Origin of the sequence: Citrobacter sp. wls829, from assembly GCF_005280825.1 — a bacterium.
GTDB classification, from domain to species: Bacteria; Pseudomonadota; Gammaproteobacteria; order Enterobacterales; family Enterobacteriaceae; genus Citrobacter; species Citrobacter gillenii.
The window spans coordinates 15904-31854 of the sequence record NZ_SZWP01000064.1 but is presented as its reverse complement, the minus strand read 5'-3'; the positions used below and the strand labels follow the sequence as shown (position 1 = coordinate 31854).

13 protein-coding genes are annotated in these 15951 nt (G+C 44.5%); 5 read left to right on the top strand and 8 right to left on the bottom strand.

The annotated features are described in order from the left end of the window. The 3 genes from FDW88_RS12740 to FDW88_RS12730 all read left to right on the top strand — a co-directional run. The coding region (locus FDW88_RS12740) for a recombinase family protein (protein ID WP_170974171.1) at window positions 1-783 on the top strand (783 nt) is incomplete at its 5' end. Between the two features lie 13 nt (window positions 784-796). Then, on the top strand, window positions 797-1699 hold the full coding sequence (locus FDW88_RS12735) for a ParB/RepB/Spo0J family partition protein (protein WP_170974170.1): 903 nt from the start codon (window positions 797-799) through the stop codon (window positions 1697-1699). Beyond that, entirely contained in the window at window positions 1692-2582 is an 891-nt protein-coding gene (locus FDW88_RS12730) for a plasmid partitioning protein RepB C-terminal domain-containing protein (protein ID WP_137362682.1), read from the top strand. The genes FDW88_RS12735 and FDW88_RS12730 overlap by 8 nt, the downstream gene beginning before the upstream one ends. A 320-nt stretch (window positions 2583-2902) precedes the next feature. On the opposite strand, the gene FDW88_RS12725 is transcribed toward FDW88_RS12730, so the two are convergent. The 6 genes from FDW88_RS12725 to FDW88_RS12695 form a co-directional block, all read right to left on the bottom strand. Further along, a complete protein-coding gene (locus FDW88_RS12725; RefSeq protein ID WP_170974169.1) occupies window positions 2903-4867 on the bottom strand; it encodes an ATP-binding protein in 1965 nt (654 codons plus the stop codon). A 332-nt stretch (window positions 4868-5199) separates the two neighbouring features. Beyond that, on the bottom strand, window positions 5200-6426 hold the full coding sequence (locus FDW88_RS12715; protein WP_137362680.1) for a site-specific integrase: 1227 nt from the start codon (window positions 6424-6426) through the stop codon (window positions 5200-5202). A 390-nt stretch (window positions 6427-6816) separates the two neighbouring features. Further along, window positions 6817-7668: an aldo/keto reductase gene (locus FDW88_RS12710; RefSeq protein ID WP_137362679.1), complete on the bottom strand. Its 852-nt coding sequence runs from the start codon at window positions 7666-7668 to the stop codon at window positions 6817-6819. A gap of 144 nt (window positions 7669-7812) precedes the next feature. After that, the gene (locus tag FDW88_RS12705) at window positions 7813-8112 is read right to left on the bottom strand and encodes a putative quinol monooxygenase (RefSeq protein WP_115258908.1); all 300 of its coding nucleotides are present in this window, start codon (window positions 8110-8112) and stop codon (window positions 7813-7815) included. Window positions 8113-8244: 132 nt separating this feature from the next. Further along, window positions 8245-8859, bottom strand: coding sequence for a LysE family translocator (locus tag FDW88_RS12700; protein WP_137362678.1), 615 nt, complete (start codon window positions 8857-8859; stop codon window positions 8245-8247). 95 nt (window positions 8860-8954) lie between these two features. Then, complete coding sequence (locus FDW88_RS12695) at window positions 8955-9551, bottom strand: urea carboxylase-associated family protein (protein ID WP_137362677.1); 597 nt, start codon at window positions 9549-9551, stop codon at window positions 8955-8957. A gap of 204 nt (window positions 9552-9755) precedes the next feature. Between FDW88_RS12695 and FDW88_RS12690 the strand changes: the two genes are divergently transcribed. Continuing rightward, window positions 9756-10238, top strand: coding sequence for a glutathione peroxidase (locus FDW88_RS12690; RefSeq protein WP_137362676.1), 483 nt, complete (start codon window positions 9756-9758; stop codon window positions 10236-10238). Between the two features lie 39 nt (window positions 10239-10277). Here the strand turns inward: FDW88_RS12690 and FDW88_RS12685 are convergent, their stop codons facing one another. After that, on the bottom strand, window positions 10278-11486 hold the full coding sequence (locus tag FDW88_RS12685; RefSeq protein WP_137362675.1) for a multidrug effflux MFS transporter: 1209 nt from the start codon (window positions 11484-11486) through the stop codon (window positions 10278-10280). Window positions 11487-11835: 349 nt separating this feature from the next. On the opposite strand from FDW88_RS12685, the gene FDW88_RS12680 reads away from it, so the two are divergent. Next, a complete protein-coding gene (locus FDW88_RS12680; RefSeq protein WP_137362674.1) occupies window positions 11836-12672 on the top strand; it encodes an alpha/beta fold hydrolase in 837 nt (278 codons plus the stop codon). 133 nt (window positions 12673-12805) lie between these two features. Here FDW88_RS12680 and FDW88_RS12675 read toward each other — a convergent pair whose 3' ends face one another. Continuing rightward, the gene (locus tag FDW88_RS12675) at window positions 12806-15925 is read right to left on the bottom strand and encodes an efflux RND transporter permease subunit (protein WP_137362673.1); all 3120 of its coding nucleotides are present in this window, start codon (window positions 15923-15925) and stop codon (window positions 12806-12808) included. Window positions 15926-15951: the final 26 nt, after the last annotated feature.

Genomic DNA, 15951 nt, shown 5'->3' with positions numbered 1-15951 from the left:
CAGGAACTTGTTCGCACCTTCCCTAACGAAAAGTATATTGGTCATAATGTCTATAACCGAACATCTTCTCGTTTAAAGCAGCGTCTTATCCACAACCCACAGCATGAATGGATAAGATGTGAAAATGCTTTTGAAGCTATTATTTCTCCTGAGTTATTTTTACACGCGCAGACTGTTATTAGTAATAGAAGTATACATCTTAGTAATGATGATTTACTTGGTAAACTTTCCGAGCTTTTTAAAACAAAAGGGAAACTATCCGGCATAATTATAGATGAAGATGATGATACACCATCCTCATCAGTTTATAGGAAACGTTTTGGCGGTCTTTTACAAGCTTATAAATTAATTAACTATAAACCAAAACATGATTATGACTATTTACGGATTAACTCCTTGTTAAGAGAAAAGTATCATAGCTTAGTTGATAACCTAATTTCTGATATTACAGAACAAGGTTCTTATGTTGATTATGATGCGGAGTCTAAATTATTTAGTATTAATGATGAAGTTAAAATGTCAGTAGTTATCTCCCGTTGTTTCATGAATAACTCGAGAAAGAGATGGAGAATCCGGTTTGAGCGTAAGTTTAGCTATGATATTTGTATCGTTGTTAGACTTGATAGTCAAAATGTTAACACGAAAGATTACTATATATTCCCTTCAATAGAGTTATTAGATAATCAGTTTGTTTTTGAAGAGTTAAATCCTTACCAGTTAGAGTTTTATCGATATGATGACTTGATACCTTTTTTGCAAATCCTTAAACGCGATGTTTTTTAAAAGGAATTCACTGATGAATGAATATGAAGAAATAATTCTTATAGATATCTCAGAGATCAGGATTGTTAATCCACGTTCAAGAAGCAAATCTATTCACGATGAACTTGTTGAAAGTATAAAAAACATAGGGCTAAAAAAACCTATTACGGTTAGGTTATCTGACTCAACCTGTAAGACGTATGTGTACGATTTGATTTGTGGGCAAGGGCGGATTGAGGCTTATGAAATACTAGGTGAAAAACAAATCCCAGCAATAGTAAAGTCAGTTGATCATGAAGATGGTCATATCATGAGTCTTGCAGAAAATATTGCTCGAAGAAAACCACGTTCGACAGAGCTTCTCAACAGCATAATAGAATTAAAGAATAAAGGTTTTACTGAGTTAGAGATTGCTAATAAAATTGGTCGTTCTAAAAATTGGGTATCTTCTATTGTATCATTAAAAGAAAATGGTGAAGATAAATTACTTTCTGCTGTTGAGTCTGGCAGAATACCGATATATATAGCGGTAGAAATATCAAGAGCTAAAGGAGTTGATATACAGCACCTTCTTTTAGAAGGCTTTAATTCTGGTGAGCTTAACTCAAAGCAGATAGGTGCAATTAAAAGGATCTTATCTCAGAGAGAAACATCAGGTAAGGGAAGTGATAATAATTCTTTTGTTCAGGGGGTAAAAAAGAAGCGGATTACTTCTGAAGAGTTAAAAGAACTTTATCAAGAAAATGTCACAAGGCATAAAATTATTCATACAAGATCTGAGTTTACAATATCCAGCCTAATGGTTGTTAAAGAGATAATGGTTAATTTGTTGAGGAATAGAGAGTTTTCAGAACTTCTATCTGTTGAGAGCCTGAATTCTGTCCCTGCATTTATTCTGGATAATATTGACCCCGAACGAGGTCTTGAAAATGAATAAACCTAACTTCGGTAATAAGTGTTTTATTATTAATGTTTCCGAATTGACATATGGAAAAGATCTGCCAATTAATGTCAAATTAAGCGTTAAATATCTTCAGATACTTTCTACGGTGAAAATAGTTGGTATCATAGAACCCGTAGTTATTTATATTAATAATTTGTCAGAAAAAATAATACTTGATGGTCACTTAAGAGTTGAAGCATTAAAGGATATAGGGCTGACCACTGTGCCTTGTTTGATTTCTGAGGATGAAGAATCTTACAGCTATAACAAGTATGTCAATCGATTACCAGTTATTCAGGAGTATCGTATGATATTACAGGCTGTGGATGCTGGTGTTTCGGAAGAAAAAATTAGTCAATCTCTGAATATATCAGTAGATACACTCCGGGCAAAGTTTAGATTACTTGATGGGATTAGCCCTGAAACTACCGCTTTATTAGCAAATCAACATGTCCCTCAAACCATATTCTCTATTTTACGTAAAATGAAACCAGAAAGACAGATGGAAGCGGTATCCACAATGATGAGTATAAATAATTTTAGTCGTAAATTTGCTCTATCATTATTACATTACACTCCTGATGATATGCTAATAAATCCGAAAGATTCGAAACTAAAGCAACAAGACATAGCAAAAAATTTTGCCAGAATGGAACGAGAAATGGCTGCTATGGAAATAGAGACTAAACAACTCGAAAATATATATGGAACAAATAATTTAAAGTTGGCAGTGATTATTGGACATATAAAAAGACTACTTTCTAATTATTCTGTATTAAATTGGTTGGTAGATAATAATTCGGATTATCTAGCTCAACTAAAGAAAATTGCTGCTATTGACTCATTGCCAGTGTGTGAAGACGAAGAGTTGCGTTGAATACTACCATACGGACCACCATGGACAGTGCATTTTATGTTGTAGTGTGTTGTTCATAGTTGTGCTATACAATTATTTATAAACCTGAAAGTTTCAGGGAAATAAATTTGACAATAGATGTTTAATATTATATTTAATAAGTGTTCCTTGTGAATATTCACTGCATCGAAGTGTCTGATTGCCCCACGTATGGGGATAAGTGTCCTACCCAATGGGTTGGACACTTAATGGGAAAAAAGGCCCTTTTAGCACTTTTCTAATATGTAATAAGCGTATTTAAAAATCTAATATTTGTGTATTTCTAACTTTTATTTTTACATCTAAACTTCTGGTTCATTGACTTCAGTAGGAATGAACTTAGCGTAAGTCTCTTTTAAATAATTTGTGGCAGAGTCACGATTAATATCAATGTCTAATAAATTACTAAAAAACATCAGTCTGGAACGCGCTTGTCCTATTAACTCACCCCAAGTATATATCCATATTGAAACGTTTCCTTTAGAATATAATTGTCCGTAAGGGCGATCATCTTGAGAAATTCTATCCTGAACTAAAGGAGCTATATCGTTAGATACGGCAATGAAAATCCATTTTGTATTCTGTTTATCAAACCTGCTGTCATTACTGACAGCATAAGCATAACTTTCAACTTGATTTATAACAGATAAATCTATTTTTTGTGTTGGTCTTTTCAGTTCAACAACTAAGTGTTCAAGCTCACCTTCTCTTGGCTGACGTGCTTTGCTAAGTAGCAAATCAACCCTACCTGTGGTTCCATCTTCTCTAACAACAGGCTGTTCTGCATCATAAGTGATACCTATTTTATCAGCATGATATTGTAGAACTTGATTGAGAGTATTTTCGCTACGGGATAAATTGAAATCCTCCCTAAAGAGCCATGCTTCATTTTCTAGGAGTTTGTGTAATTGATCTCTTTCTAAAAATTTCTTTTTTGTTTTGTCATCAAACAATAGTTGTTCCAATCCAGTTAAGAAATTTAATCTATCTGAAACAACTTGTGAAGCTTTTATTATATTGGGTAGAGTCGTCTTTTCTAATAAATTCGCCATTGAGTCCTGATCGTCTGAGCTCATGACCAATACTTCAGATAGAATTTTTCTAACAGAATTTGGATTGTCCTTTAAAGCCTGAGATAGTAATTTAAAGGTGAATTTTTTAATGCTGTTATTAGATTTATTAAAAGAAGTTAGATAGCTTTCGACATTCACAGCTAATATATTGAATACCTTTTGTTCAGCTTCTTCAACACTGCCGGGTAACGGAGAGCGTTCATACGGATAAATATTTTGTTCTTTCCACTCATCTACTATTTTTGCTTTTTGTAAGAATTCTTTGTTGATAAAATGTTTTTTACAAAGTTCAATGACTTTATCTTTTAACCCTTTAATGCCAGATTCTAAACTTCCAAGCGAAAGGACATTTTCTTCAAATTTCTTCTTAATAAATGAGGACTTTATATATACTGTGAAATCTACGCCATATGATCTAACAAGTTTTCCTGCGCTTTCATTGAAAAGTGAAAAGCCATTTTCGTCACAGTAATGAATTTCTCGAGGGGTCTTAAATTTCCATTCTATTATTGAAACAGATACATTTTCTTGGACATATTCTATCTCAACGTCTCCGAGATTATACTCTTTTTTGTCAAGCCACACATCCGAAGGGGTAATATATGCGTTATCATAAAATAACTTTTTATGAGGGTATTCTGTCAGATATAATGCATATTCTTTGGTGATTGATTCTTTAGATGAATCTGTTGCAAGTGAGGATGTTTGTTTTACTAAATTAAAGATCTCAACCTGAGTACCTTTTGTTTTATCATTTGTTTCAGATGGCTCACTGATTTCGAAGCGTTTAATATTATTAGCATTCCCCTTAATGGAGTATTTATAATATTTTCCATTATCTTCTACACAAGTAGACCATATGACCATCTCTCCTAGAGAAAATGCCTTAAAACGTCCTTTACCAAACTGACCATGTAAAGAACGATCCCCATTTCTTTTTGCATCCTTCTTCCAAGACTCACCAAGGCTGCCAAATGAAGATGAGACATTCTTATGAGGAATGCCTTCTCCCTCATCCTGAATGATTATTTTGTCAATGGTATTTGTGTTCTGACATTCCTGAAATAGAACTTTAACTATTAACGATTTGGAATCAAAAGCATTCCATATTATCTCTTTAATTGCTGGAATTGGTTTTGCAGAAGAAATATCTTCTAAATGGTCTTTACCAAGGATGACGTCAATGTTTTTCATTTTATTATCCCGCATATATTTTATGAATATAGTATACGGGATACTCTGACGCCTTTACCAGCTTTGATAAGAAGTTAGGTTATGTTTTATGAGCAAACTCAAATGGCCTGACCATATAGTTTCGGTTGGGATCATGATAATCCGCCCACCAGTGAAGCATTAGGCGACGCTGCTCATGGGTATAAGCAGCGCGAGCGCTGTTGTTTTCCTTGCAGCTCATTTGAAACTCTACCGCGTCTTCTGACTATTACTCAGACTCAATTAGGGCACTGGGGCCAGTGTGTGGAAACCATGGCCACAGATGTCCTGTGTGGTGTTTTCAATTAGAACAGCTAAATATGGGCAAGACAATACCCCGTCCACTCATCCATCAACGCCACCCGCTTAGGCCACAACGTCCCACGCTGATACGCTGCTTCAGCTTTATCTGCTAACTGGTGAGCCAGCGCATGTTCAATTACCTCACGTTGATGGTCTGTAGTTTCACCAGCCCAATCACGAAAAGTCGAACGGAAGCCATGCTGTGTCAAACCACTATGTCCCATTCGTTTCAATACAGCCAGCAATGACATATCTGATAGCTGTCCTCCACGCGGGGCAGGGAATACAAGATTATTGTCTTTGAAGCGGGGTAAATCCTTTAATAGGGCAATGGCAGAATCAGACAGAGGAACCCGGTGCTCTTTACTGGCTTTCATTCTGCTGGCAGGGATGGTCCAAGTTTTGTTCTTCAGATCTATTTCTGACCACTCAGCGCCACGGACTTCACCAGAGCGCGAAACTGTCAGTATTGAAAACTCAAGTGCTCGCGCTGAAATGCCTGCTCGTTTACGTAGTTCGGTCATGAATGAACCGATCACGTTGTAGGGTAATGCAGCATGATGTTTTTGGGTCTGAACTTTGCTTGGCATTGGCAGGAGGGGCTTAAGCATACCTTTCCATGCTGCAGGGTTATCACCTTCAAAGTATTCTTTCGCTTTTGCGTAATCGATGATTGCTTCAATGCGACCGCGAAGACGACTGGCAGTTTCGTTTTTTGTTAACCAGATTGGTTCAAGTATCGCTAATAGGTCAGTCTTTGTAATCTCAGTGATGGGTTTTTGACCAATAACAGGATAAGCATACGTTTCCAGCGTTGACCGCCATTGGGCAATGTGTTTCTGGTTCTTTAGTTCTTTGGTTTTAATTGCGATAACGTCTTCAGCACAGCTAGCAAAGGATTTGTTCTTGTGCGCCAGACGTTCCTGATGCGCTTTATGGGCGTGTTTTTCTGCAAGGGGGTCAATGCCATTACGGATTTGTTTACGCAGCTCACGAGCTTTGTCACGCGCTTCTGCTAATGAAACTTCAGGGTAGGGGCCTAGGCCCATGTTTAAACGTCTCGGAACGGTTCTTCCTAGAGCATTTACTCTTACCCCCATAGCAACGCAAAGCACCCATGAACGCGACTGGCCTCTGTTTCGAAGATACAGGCCGTCAACGCCACCGACGGCATAAGAGCCTTCAGTTTTTAGCTTGGCAACAGCCAGTCCGGTGAGTTCTTTGGCTTTCTTTGGCATATGTTAAATCCTGTCATACAACCCGCCATGCATAAGGTACTGCATAAAATGTCAGATTTTTTCGGATGTAGCAAGACGTCCTCGAACAATGTATTTAGACAACATATTGTTTATTAATGGTAAAAATAAACAATTTCTGACATTCTCGGACATTAATTTGGCGGACTACGCTTCCGCCAAATACGAAACCCAAGTCGTTATGCGACTTGGGTTTTTTCGTTTTATTCGGTTCTGGTTGCGGCATTTAACGTGTCAGGCAAACAGATTCAGCGTGTTAGTCATGTAAGCCGTGGCTTAACCCCATGAAACCGAGTCCTGTCGCCAACACGTCGAGCCAGGATTGACCGAGATAACGTGTTTGCGACAGTAAACCTCTGTTTGTGTCGCGGATTAGACGTCGAGCTTACGGCCAGCCAACCATTCCACTCTGGCCGGGTCGCGATGGGAAAAGAATGCGCTGGTTGCGGTGTCGATCGCGGTGATGTGCAGCATGTCTTCCGCGCTCAGTTCAAAATCGAGGATGTTGATATTCTCTTCCATACGTTCTTTACGCACCGATTTTGCCAGTGACACGATGCCACGCTGGAAGATCCACCGCAGGACAACCTGACCGACGCTTTTGCCGTATTTCTGGCCTATCGCTGTTAACTCAGGATGCTGGAACAGACCGTTTTTCCCTTCGGCAAACGGGGCCCACGCTTCAGGTTGAATGCCACGACTTTGCATCCACGGCACGGCATGCAGCTGCTGATTGAAAGGGTTCACTTCAATCTGATTCACCGCCGGGGTGACCTTATTAAAGGCAATAAGATCGGCCAGTCTGTCGGGATGGAAGTTGCTCACGCCAATAGCACGAATTTTACCTGCCTGTTGCAGCGCTTCCATGGCACGCCATGCGCCGTGGACATCGCCGTAAGGCTGGTGAATCAAATACAGGTCAACATAGTCGAGCTGTAGTCGGTTCAGTGACCGCTCGAACTGGGCCTTCGCACCTTCGTAGTTTGTATCGTGTAACCACAATTTGGTGGTCACAAAAAGCTCATCGCGGGCGACGCCGCTTTGTTTTAGCGCGTTGCCTACCTGAGTTTCATTCAGGTAAGAGGCTGCGGTATCAATCAGGCGATAACCCGTTTCGATGGCGTCAATCACCGCCCGCTCGCACTCGGCGGCATCCGTCATCTGGAATACACCAAAGCCCAACAGGGGCATGTTAATACCGTTGTTCAGTGTGACTGTTTGCATGACGTTATCCTTTCAACTGTTGTCCCGTAACAGCATAACGCAAACTGATTTATTTGATTAGATGGAGTAATTCACTAAGCTTTATTAGATGGATTCATTAATCTGATGGAACAACGCCGGTCGGCTTCGAGCCGGAAACGGACTTTATCTCTCCGGCTCCACCCGACCATCCATCAGGATATATTGCGCCGCTTTACGTGCGTATTGATCAATCAAAGGAACAAGCCGAGTAAAATGCTCGCTGGCACAGTGTGCATCGAGTGCTGCCCGGTCAGGCCACTCTTCAATGAAAATAAAATGCCCCAGATCCTTTTCATCCCGGTACAAATCATAAGCAATACACAGGGGCTCTTTCTTCGTTGCCGCGATGAGTTCGCGGTATAAAGGGAGAACGTTGTCGACGCATTCAGGTTTGATAAAATCTTCGGCGATGACTTTAAGCATGCGAACTCCTTCATTAAAAATGGTACAAGGTTTTTTACGGATAATGCCAGCCTCAAGGGCCGGTCTGAGCCAGAAACAGACGCTCAGATTTAATAAATCTGCCGACAAATGGCCAGCAGACTTTTTAGGGTATTAGTTGCGTGCAGCGATAGCCGCAGCGGCACCACCCATAGCAACAGCGCCTAAACGATTGGCAAATCTCACCGCTTTAGGAGTCCGTAATAAAACGCGTGCTCTGTGTGCAAGGAACGTCCAGCTCAGATCGATCGCGGCCAATGTCACCAGCGTAATGCTGGCAAGGATTGCCCATTCACTTACACCGGCTTTTGACAAATCGATAAACGACGGAAGAAGAGCCAGGTAGAACACCATGATTTTGGGGTTACCCAACGTTAATGCCATACCCGCGCTAAACATTGACCATGAAGATGTCCGTTGCGGAAGTTCGTCTGTTTTCTCATTCACAGGCTTGCGCCACATTTTAAACGCAAGCCAGCAAAGGTAGGCGATGCTTACCCATTTCAGAATATGAAAACCGAACTGGAATGTTTGCGCGAGGGTAGTTAGCCCGGCCATAGCCATGGAGAGCCAGATCACTTCACCTATCCACATTGCAGCGATGAAAGGTATGACATTTCGCCAGCCATTCGTAATGACCCGTGACACAAGGGCAGCAATACTGGGCCCTGGAACGCCGGCATTAAGAAACAGCGCTCCGGCAAATAAAAAATAAGGAATAAATTCCATCGTTAACCTCAAATAAAAGTGCCCCGAAAGGCTTATTGCACCTGCTGTGCTCGTCCTGGAAGTCGGTGATAGCCCAGTCCTAATCTATCAGAATTTCAACCAACGATAATCTGGATACCAGTACAGTGGCCCCCATTGGTCGGGTGGAAATCAACAGAACAGGCAGTAACCACCACATAGAGATCTGTTTCCGCGAGTAATAGCACATTTCCTCCGGGGGGATTGTTCGAAGCCAATACCTCAAGCTTACCGTTAGCCTGCGGTTCTGAGCGTTGGAAAAAATTGACCGGATCGGGAACGATGGGGAGTGATATGTCTGCCGCCTGCAGTGCTCTCAGCATGTTGTCACGACAGTTTGGGTGATCATACAGGCCTGCTCGTTCGTAAAGTCCAGGGTTGCAGGCCGGGAACAGCATATCATGTGGGCATGGTGAGTTATCCTGCACTAATGTGAGTAAGGGGTTGGCTTTTTCACTGTAAAAAGACTCTCCCGGTGCGGGGAATAATCGCTCTGTTATATCTCGCGTCTGAGATGTGCTTAGCCAGTCAATTTCACCAGCGCTGATAGACATTGCCCACAAGTCCGCAACCTGCTGTCCTTCAGGGTCAATAACACTGAATGTTTGACCTTTAGCAACCCAAAAGCCACGACCTTCCTGTGGCGGAATATCTATCTTTATCTGCTCGCTCATTTCCTGACATCCATTCTGATTACCAGTAACGAAGATTAACAAAATGGCAGTGGCGTAACTAATGAATGATGAGGAAACGGATATTGCTCGTATAATAGGGTGTTAATCAATGGGGAGCCGGATCTCCTCGCCACGACCCGCGACGATTACCCCAGCAGCAACCCGCTGCATGGCAATGTCGACGTCTGCTCTGAGGATCCCGACATGACCACTTTTCATCAACTTACTGCCACCAGCCTGCAGGGTCAGCTCATCTCTATGGCTGACTACGCTGGCAAGCTGGTTCTGGTCGTTAACACTGCCAGCCATTGTGGCTTTACGCCACAATACGCAGGTCTTGAGGTGCTTTACAAGAAGTACGCTGCGCAGGGGCTGGTGGTGCTGGGGTTTCCCTGCAACCAATTTGGTAAGCAGGAACCCGGCGGTGCCGACGAAATCGCTCAGACCTGCCACATCAACTACGGTGTGAGTTTCCCGATGTTCGAGAAAGTGGAGGTCAACGGCGGCGCAACGCATCCGGTATTTCGCTACCTGAAAGACGAATTGCCAGGCGTGCTGGGTGGGCGGATCAAGTGGAACTTCACTAAGTTCCTGATTGGACGTGACGGTAAACCGCTCAAGCGTTTTGCACCGTTCACCACCCCAGAGAAAATAGAAGCCACAATTCTTACAGCACTGGAAATCTAAGTGTTTTGTCATTCTCTGGGGGAATAGCAGTATCTCGTGCTACTGCGGATTTTTTACCTGAATGCTCAGTGCCATTACGGCGCTGGCTGTCGTAAATACCGCAATGACCCAGCTCATTGTCCAAGGTGTGCCATCGCTAAAGAGTGCCAGCAACAGCGAGGAGATGATGCCGCTACCGTATTGCAACGCGCCCATTAGCGCCGATGCGGAACCGGCGACATTCGGCGCGGCGTCCAGTGCACATGCCGTAGACGTCGCGGCGATGATGCCATTCATTGATAAGAACACGAATACGGCTCCGACAATCACGGTGATCCCTCCCGCGCCCAGACCCGTTGTAACAGCCAGCACGATGGCGGCAACGGTAGCGATGAAGACAGCAATCTTAAGTAACGCTTCCAGTGGGTAGCGATAAACCAGGCGTCTGTTGACCGTGCTCACGGCCATCAGTCCCACAATGTTGATGGCAAATAACCAGCCATAATGCTGCGGATCAACGCCGAAGTACGTGATGTACACAAACGGGGAACCGGTGATAAAGGCGTAGGCCGCGATGTAGTAAAACGTCAGGCATAGCGTAAAGCGCATATATCTGGTGTTGGTCAGTAATGCGGAATAATGATGAAAGGCGCTGGAGATGGAAGCCTGGGAACGTTTGTCTTCCGTCAGGGTTTCCGGTAGCCAGAATAGCGACAGCAGCATGAATGTACCGATTATCGCCAGTAACCAGAAAATGGTGTGCCACGAGGTGACCTTAATCATTTGCCCGCCAATCAGAGGACCGGCAATCGGCGCGATAGCCATGATGATCATCAGGGTCGACAGCATTTGTGCTGCGCGAGTATGGCTAAACAGGTCGCGGATCATTGCGCGCGCCAGCATCGGGCCGGTACAGGCACCTAGCGCCTGAAAAACACGCCAGAAGACAATATGTACAATATCCGTTGATAACGCGCAGCCGACTGAACCTATAACGAATAAACTCAAACCAATGAATAGCGGCAGACGCCGCCCATAACGATCGCTAATCGGTCCCCAAATCAGTTGTGCAATGCAAAAACCCATGAGAAAACCGGTGATGGTTAACTCAGCATCACCGTGTAAATCTTTTGCCATCATGGGCATTGCCGGCAGATAGATATCGGTTGATAAGGAGGTCACGGCCATTAAGGCGCTAAGGATAAGGACAAAGGTAAGACCGGTTTTTTTAGCCGTCGCTGACTGCGTTTGTGCTTGTAGGTTAAGCATGCTGAACCATCTGGATATTGAAAGACAGGACCATGTTAACGGGTTTGTGCTTGCAGATAATGGTCAGCAGGAGGATAGGCGCTATGAGTGGTATTCATTAATAATGTGAATTTTAATTTTCAGGTAAGTGGATGTTGGCTATTAACGCTTTGTTTTTAACGATTTATTGATGGCATACGTTATATATCCAGTAAAACCAAAATTAATAGGTTTCTTTTTTTGCAACTATACTCACTAAGCCTTACGCAGGTTCATTCGCGTTGATGTGTAACATGCTGGTAAGACGTTGCGCGATCAATGTGGTATCAACGATCTTCAGGCGGAATATCCTCTCGAGGGAAATACAACTATGTCATTTGTAAAAACAAAAGATGGTGTAAACATTTTTTATAAAGACTGGGGTGCGAAAGATGCGCAACCTATCGTATTCCATCATGGCTGGCCGCTGAGCGCAGATGACTGGGATAACCAGATGTTATTCTTCCTTCATCACGGTTATCGTGTTATCGCCATCGATCGTCGCGGGCATGGACGTTCAGATCAGGTGAGCGACGGTCATGATATGGACCACTATGCGGCAGACGTGTCGGCCGTGGTGGAGCATCTTGACCTGCATAATGCCGTGCATATTGGTCACTCCACGGGAGGGGGGCAGGTGGCAAGATATGTCGCTCAATACGGACAACCGCAAGGTCGCGTGGCGAAAGCCGTGCTGATCAGCGCCGTGCCACCGCTGATGGTTAAGACAGATAATAATCCGGGAGGGACACCGCTCAGCGTTTTCGATGGATTCCGCCAGGCGCTTGCCGCCAATCGCGCGCAGTTTTATCTTGACGTGGCAACCGGGCCTTTTTATGGATTCAATCGGGAAGGGGCAGAGATATCCAATGGAACTCTTCAAAACTGGTGGCGACAGGGCATGATGGGGTGTGCAAAAGCGCACTACGAAGGAATTAAGGCGTTCTCTGAAACCGATCAGACCGATGATTTAAAAGCCATTACGCTGCCCGTTTTGGTGATGCAAGGAGATGATGATCAGGTCGTCCCTTATAAAAATGCAGCGCTGTTGCAGGATAAATTGCTCGTTAACAGCGTTCTGAAGATTTATCCAGGTTATCCGCATGGGATGCATACTACCCATGCCGAGGTGATTAATAACGATCTGTTGCACTTCATTCAGGCCTGAAAACATTCTGAAGTTGGGGTGAATGTTCAGAATATGCATTAAATTATTGTTAATCGATTATTTAAAAACTCTGGGGTTACATAATGTAACCCCAGAGTTTTTATCATATACAGGTATATTATATTTATTTATATCAGCGCGATGTTTTAAATCGCGCTAACGTGTTTTCAACGAGCACAAAGAAGACCGGGACAAAATAAATCGCCAGTACGGTCGCCGCCAGCATGCCCCCGATTACGCCGGTACCGACGGCATTTTGTGCACCAGAACCCGCGCCGTTGCTTATAGCCAGTGGAATTACACCTAAAATGAAGGCCAGTGAGGTCATCAGAATAGGGCGCAGACGCATTTGCGCCGCCTCGACGGCAGCCTCAAGCGGTGTTTTGCCTTCTTTTTGCATAATCTCGACGGCAAACTCAACGATCAGAATGGCGTTTTTAGCCGACAGGCCCATCGTGGTGAGCAGGCCGACCTGGAAGTAAACATCATTGCTCAAACCACGCAGGTCGGTAGCCAGCAACGCACCGGCGATGCCAATGGGCACTACGAGCATCACGGAAAAAGGAATGGACCAGCTTTCATACAGTGCTGCCAGCGCAAGAAAGACTACCACGAGCGAAATGGCATATAGCATGGGGGCCTGGTTGGTGGATAACGCCTCTTGATAAGACAGACCCGTCCACGCGTAGCCGACGCCGGCAGGGAGTTTATTAATCAGGGATGCCATAAAGTTCATTGCATCACCGCTGCTTTTCCCGGCAACCGGCTGTCCCAGAATTTCCATCGCAGGCTGCCCGTTGTAACGTTCAAGACGGGGTGAACCATAGGTCCATTCGGTGGTTGAGAAGGCGGAAAGCGGGGTCATAGAGCCGGAGGCGTTGCGCACGTACCAGTGGTTTATATTGCCAGGTAGCATACGGAACGGCGTATCAGCCTGGACATACACTTTTTTAACGCGGCCCTGGTTAAGGAAATCATTGACATAGCGGCTACCAAACGCCGTGGAGAGGGTCTGATTAATATCCGCGAGTGAAACGCCCATGGCCTCAGCTTTTTTTGCGTCAACATTAACATGGAACATCGGTGTGTCTTCCAGCCCGTTAGGACGCACCCCGGCGACCTCTCCGGATGACTGACTGGCCAGCTCCAGCAACTGATTGCGTGCCTGCATCATTTTTTCGTGTCCGAGATTACCGTTATCCAGCAGCTCCATATCAAACCCTGAAGCGGTTCCCAGTTCTGCTACCGCAGGTAAATTGAACGGATAAATCACGGCATTATTAATGGCGCTTAAAGCCACCATTGCCCGTTGAATAATGGCGGTAACTGCATTTTCTTCACCAACACGTTCTGACCATGGCTTCAGGCTGATAAAGGCCAGCCCGTTGTTTTGCCCCTGGCCGCTGAAGCCAAATCCACCAACGGTAAAAACAGACGCGACATTTTTCCTTTCTTTCGTCAGGTAGTAATCTGTTATTTCGTCGAGGACTTTGCGGGTATTGACCATCGTTGAACCTGAAGGCAATTGTGCCGTGGTCATGAATACCCCCTGATCTTCTTCAGGTAAAAAGGAGGTTGGGGTGCGTAAAAACAAGCCAATCATGCCGGCCCCGATCACCAAATAGATGACCATATAACGGCCTGTGCAACGCAAGAGTTTACGCGTGCTGTCCGTGTAGTGCCGGGTGCACTTCTCCATGAAATGATTGAAATGGGTGAACAGAAAATGTGTTCTTGTGTTCCCCCCCTCAGGCGCGGGTTTCAACAGCGTGGCGCAAAGTGCGGGTGTCAGGCTCATCGCCACGAATACCGATAGCGTCATAGAGGAGATCAAGGTGATGGAAAACTGACGGAAGATTTCACCTGTCGCGCCGCTCATAAAGGCCATCGGCATAAATACGGCAGATAACACCACGGCAATACCGACCAGCGCTCTTTGCAACTGGCTCATCGCTTTATGCGCTGCCGCTTTTGGCGGCAATTTTTCTTCGCAAATAATACGCTCAACGTTCTCGACCACTACGATGGCATCATCGACTAAAAGTCCTATTGCCAGCACCATGCCAAACATCGTCAGTGTATTAATCGTAAAACCGGCGACAGACAAGATGGAAAATGTGCCGAGAATAACCACGGGAACTGCGATTGTGGGGATAAGCGTCGCGCGGAAATTTTGCAGAAATAGATACATGACGAGGAAGACCAGGATAATTGCCTCGATCAATGTTTGGAAAACACCCTGAATTGAAATCTTGATAAACGGGGTGGTGTCATAGGGGTAAACGGTCTTCATGCTGGCCGGGAACCAGGCCGATAATTTGTCCAGCTCTTTTTTGACCGCCTGGGATGTTTCCAGGGCATTTGCGCCGGCGGCAAGCTTAATCGCGATCCCGGCGGCAGGTTTGCCGTTATACCGTGCGACCGTCGAATAATTTTCCGCCCCCAGCTCAATTCGCGCAACGTCACGCAACAGCACCTGAGAACCGTCTTGCTGGACTTTCAGAAAGATCTTGCCAAATTCATCGGTACTTTGCAGGCGAGTCTGAACAACGATCGACGCATTCAACTGCTGGTCTGCCGACTGAGGCATCCCTCCCAGTTGTCCCCCCGATATCTGATTATTCTGTATCTTAATTTGCGCAATAACGTCCTGCGGTGTGAGGCTATATTTGTTGAGTTTTTGCGGATCCAACCAAATGCGCATGGCGTATTGTGAACCGAATAATTGCACGCTCCCCACCCCGGCAGTACGACTGAGAGGATCTTTAATGTTTGAGGCAACATAGTCAGCAATATCATATTGGCTCAGGCTGTTGTTATCCGAGATAAAGCCGGCAACCATTAAGATATTGCTACTGGATTTATCCACGCTGACCCCTTGTTGCTGAACCTCCTGCGGCAAGGAGGGCATCGCCAACTGCAGTTTATTCTGCACCTGAACCTGTGCAATATCGGGTGATGTGCCGGTTTTAAACGTCAGGATAATTGACGCATTGCCTGCCGCGTCGCTGGTGGACGACATGTACATCAGGCCATCAAGACCATTCATATTTTGTTCAATCACCTGAGTGACGGAGTCTTCTACGGTCTTTGCGTCTGCGCCAGGGTAGGCGGCGTTAATCGTAATCGTCGGGGGCGCTATTTGCGGATATTGGGCGATCGGCAGGTTCATAATAGCGATCCCCCCGGTAAACATCAGAATAATCGCCAGCACCCAGGCAAAAACCGGGCGCTCAATAAAAAAGTTAGCCATGAAGAAGGTGTCCTTAATACCTGAAA

Excerpts from the sequence above, each read along its gene's own strand:
- FDW88_RS12735 (WP_170974170.1), top strand. The coding sequence starts at position 797 with ATGAATGAATATGAAGAAATAATTCTTATAGATATCTCAGAGATCAGG.
- FDW88_RS12730 (WP_137362682.1), top strand. The coding sequence starts at position 1,692 with ATGAATAAACCTAACTTCGGTAATAAGTGTTTTATTATTAATGTTTCC.
- FDW88_RS12725 (WP_170974169.1), bottom strand. The coding sequence starts at position 4,867 with ATGAAAAACATTGACGTCATCCTTGGTAAAGACCATTTAGAAGATATT.
- FDW88_RS12715 (WP_137362680.1), bottom strand. The coding sequence starts at position 6,426 with ATGCCAAAGAAAGCCAAAGAACTCACCGGACTGGCTGTTGCCAAGCTA.
- FDW88_RS12710 (WP_137362679.1), bottom strand. The coding sequence starts at position 7,668 with ATGCAAACAGTCACACTGAACAACGGTATTAACATGCCCCTGTTGGGC.
- FDW88_RS12705 (WP_115258908.1), bottom strand. The coding sequence starts at position 8,112 with ATGCTTAAAGTCATCGCCGAAGATTTTATCAAACCTGAATGCGTCGAC.
- FDW88_RS12700 (WP_137362678.1), bottom strand. The coding sequence starts at position 8,859 with ATGGAATTTATTCCTTATTTTTTATTTGCCGGAGCGCTGTTTCTTAAT.
- FDW88_RS12695 (WP_137362677.1), bottom strand. The coding sequence starts at position 9,551 with ATGAGCGAGCAGATAAAGATAGATATTCCGCCACAGGAAGGTCGTGGC.
- FDW88_RS12690 (WP_137362676.1), top strand. The coding sequence starts at position 9,756 with ATGACCACTTTTCATCAACTTACTGCCACCAGCCTGCAGGGTCAGCTC.
- FDW88_RS12685 (WP_137362675.1), bottom strand. The coding sequence starts at position 11,486 with ATGCTTAACCTACAAGCACAAACGCAGTCAGCGACGGCTAAAAAAACC.
- FDW88_RS12680 (WP_137362674.1), top strand. The coding sequence starts at position 11,836 with ATGTCATTTGTAAAAACAAAAGATGGTGTAAACATTTTTTATAAAGAC.
- FDW88_RS12675 (WP_137362673.1), bottom strand. The coding sequence starts at position 15,925 with ATGGCTAACTTTTTTATTGAGCGCCCGGTTTTTGCCTGGGTGCTGGCG.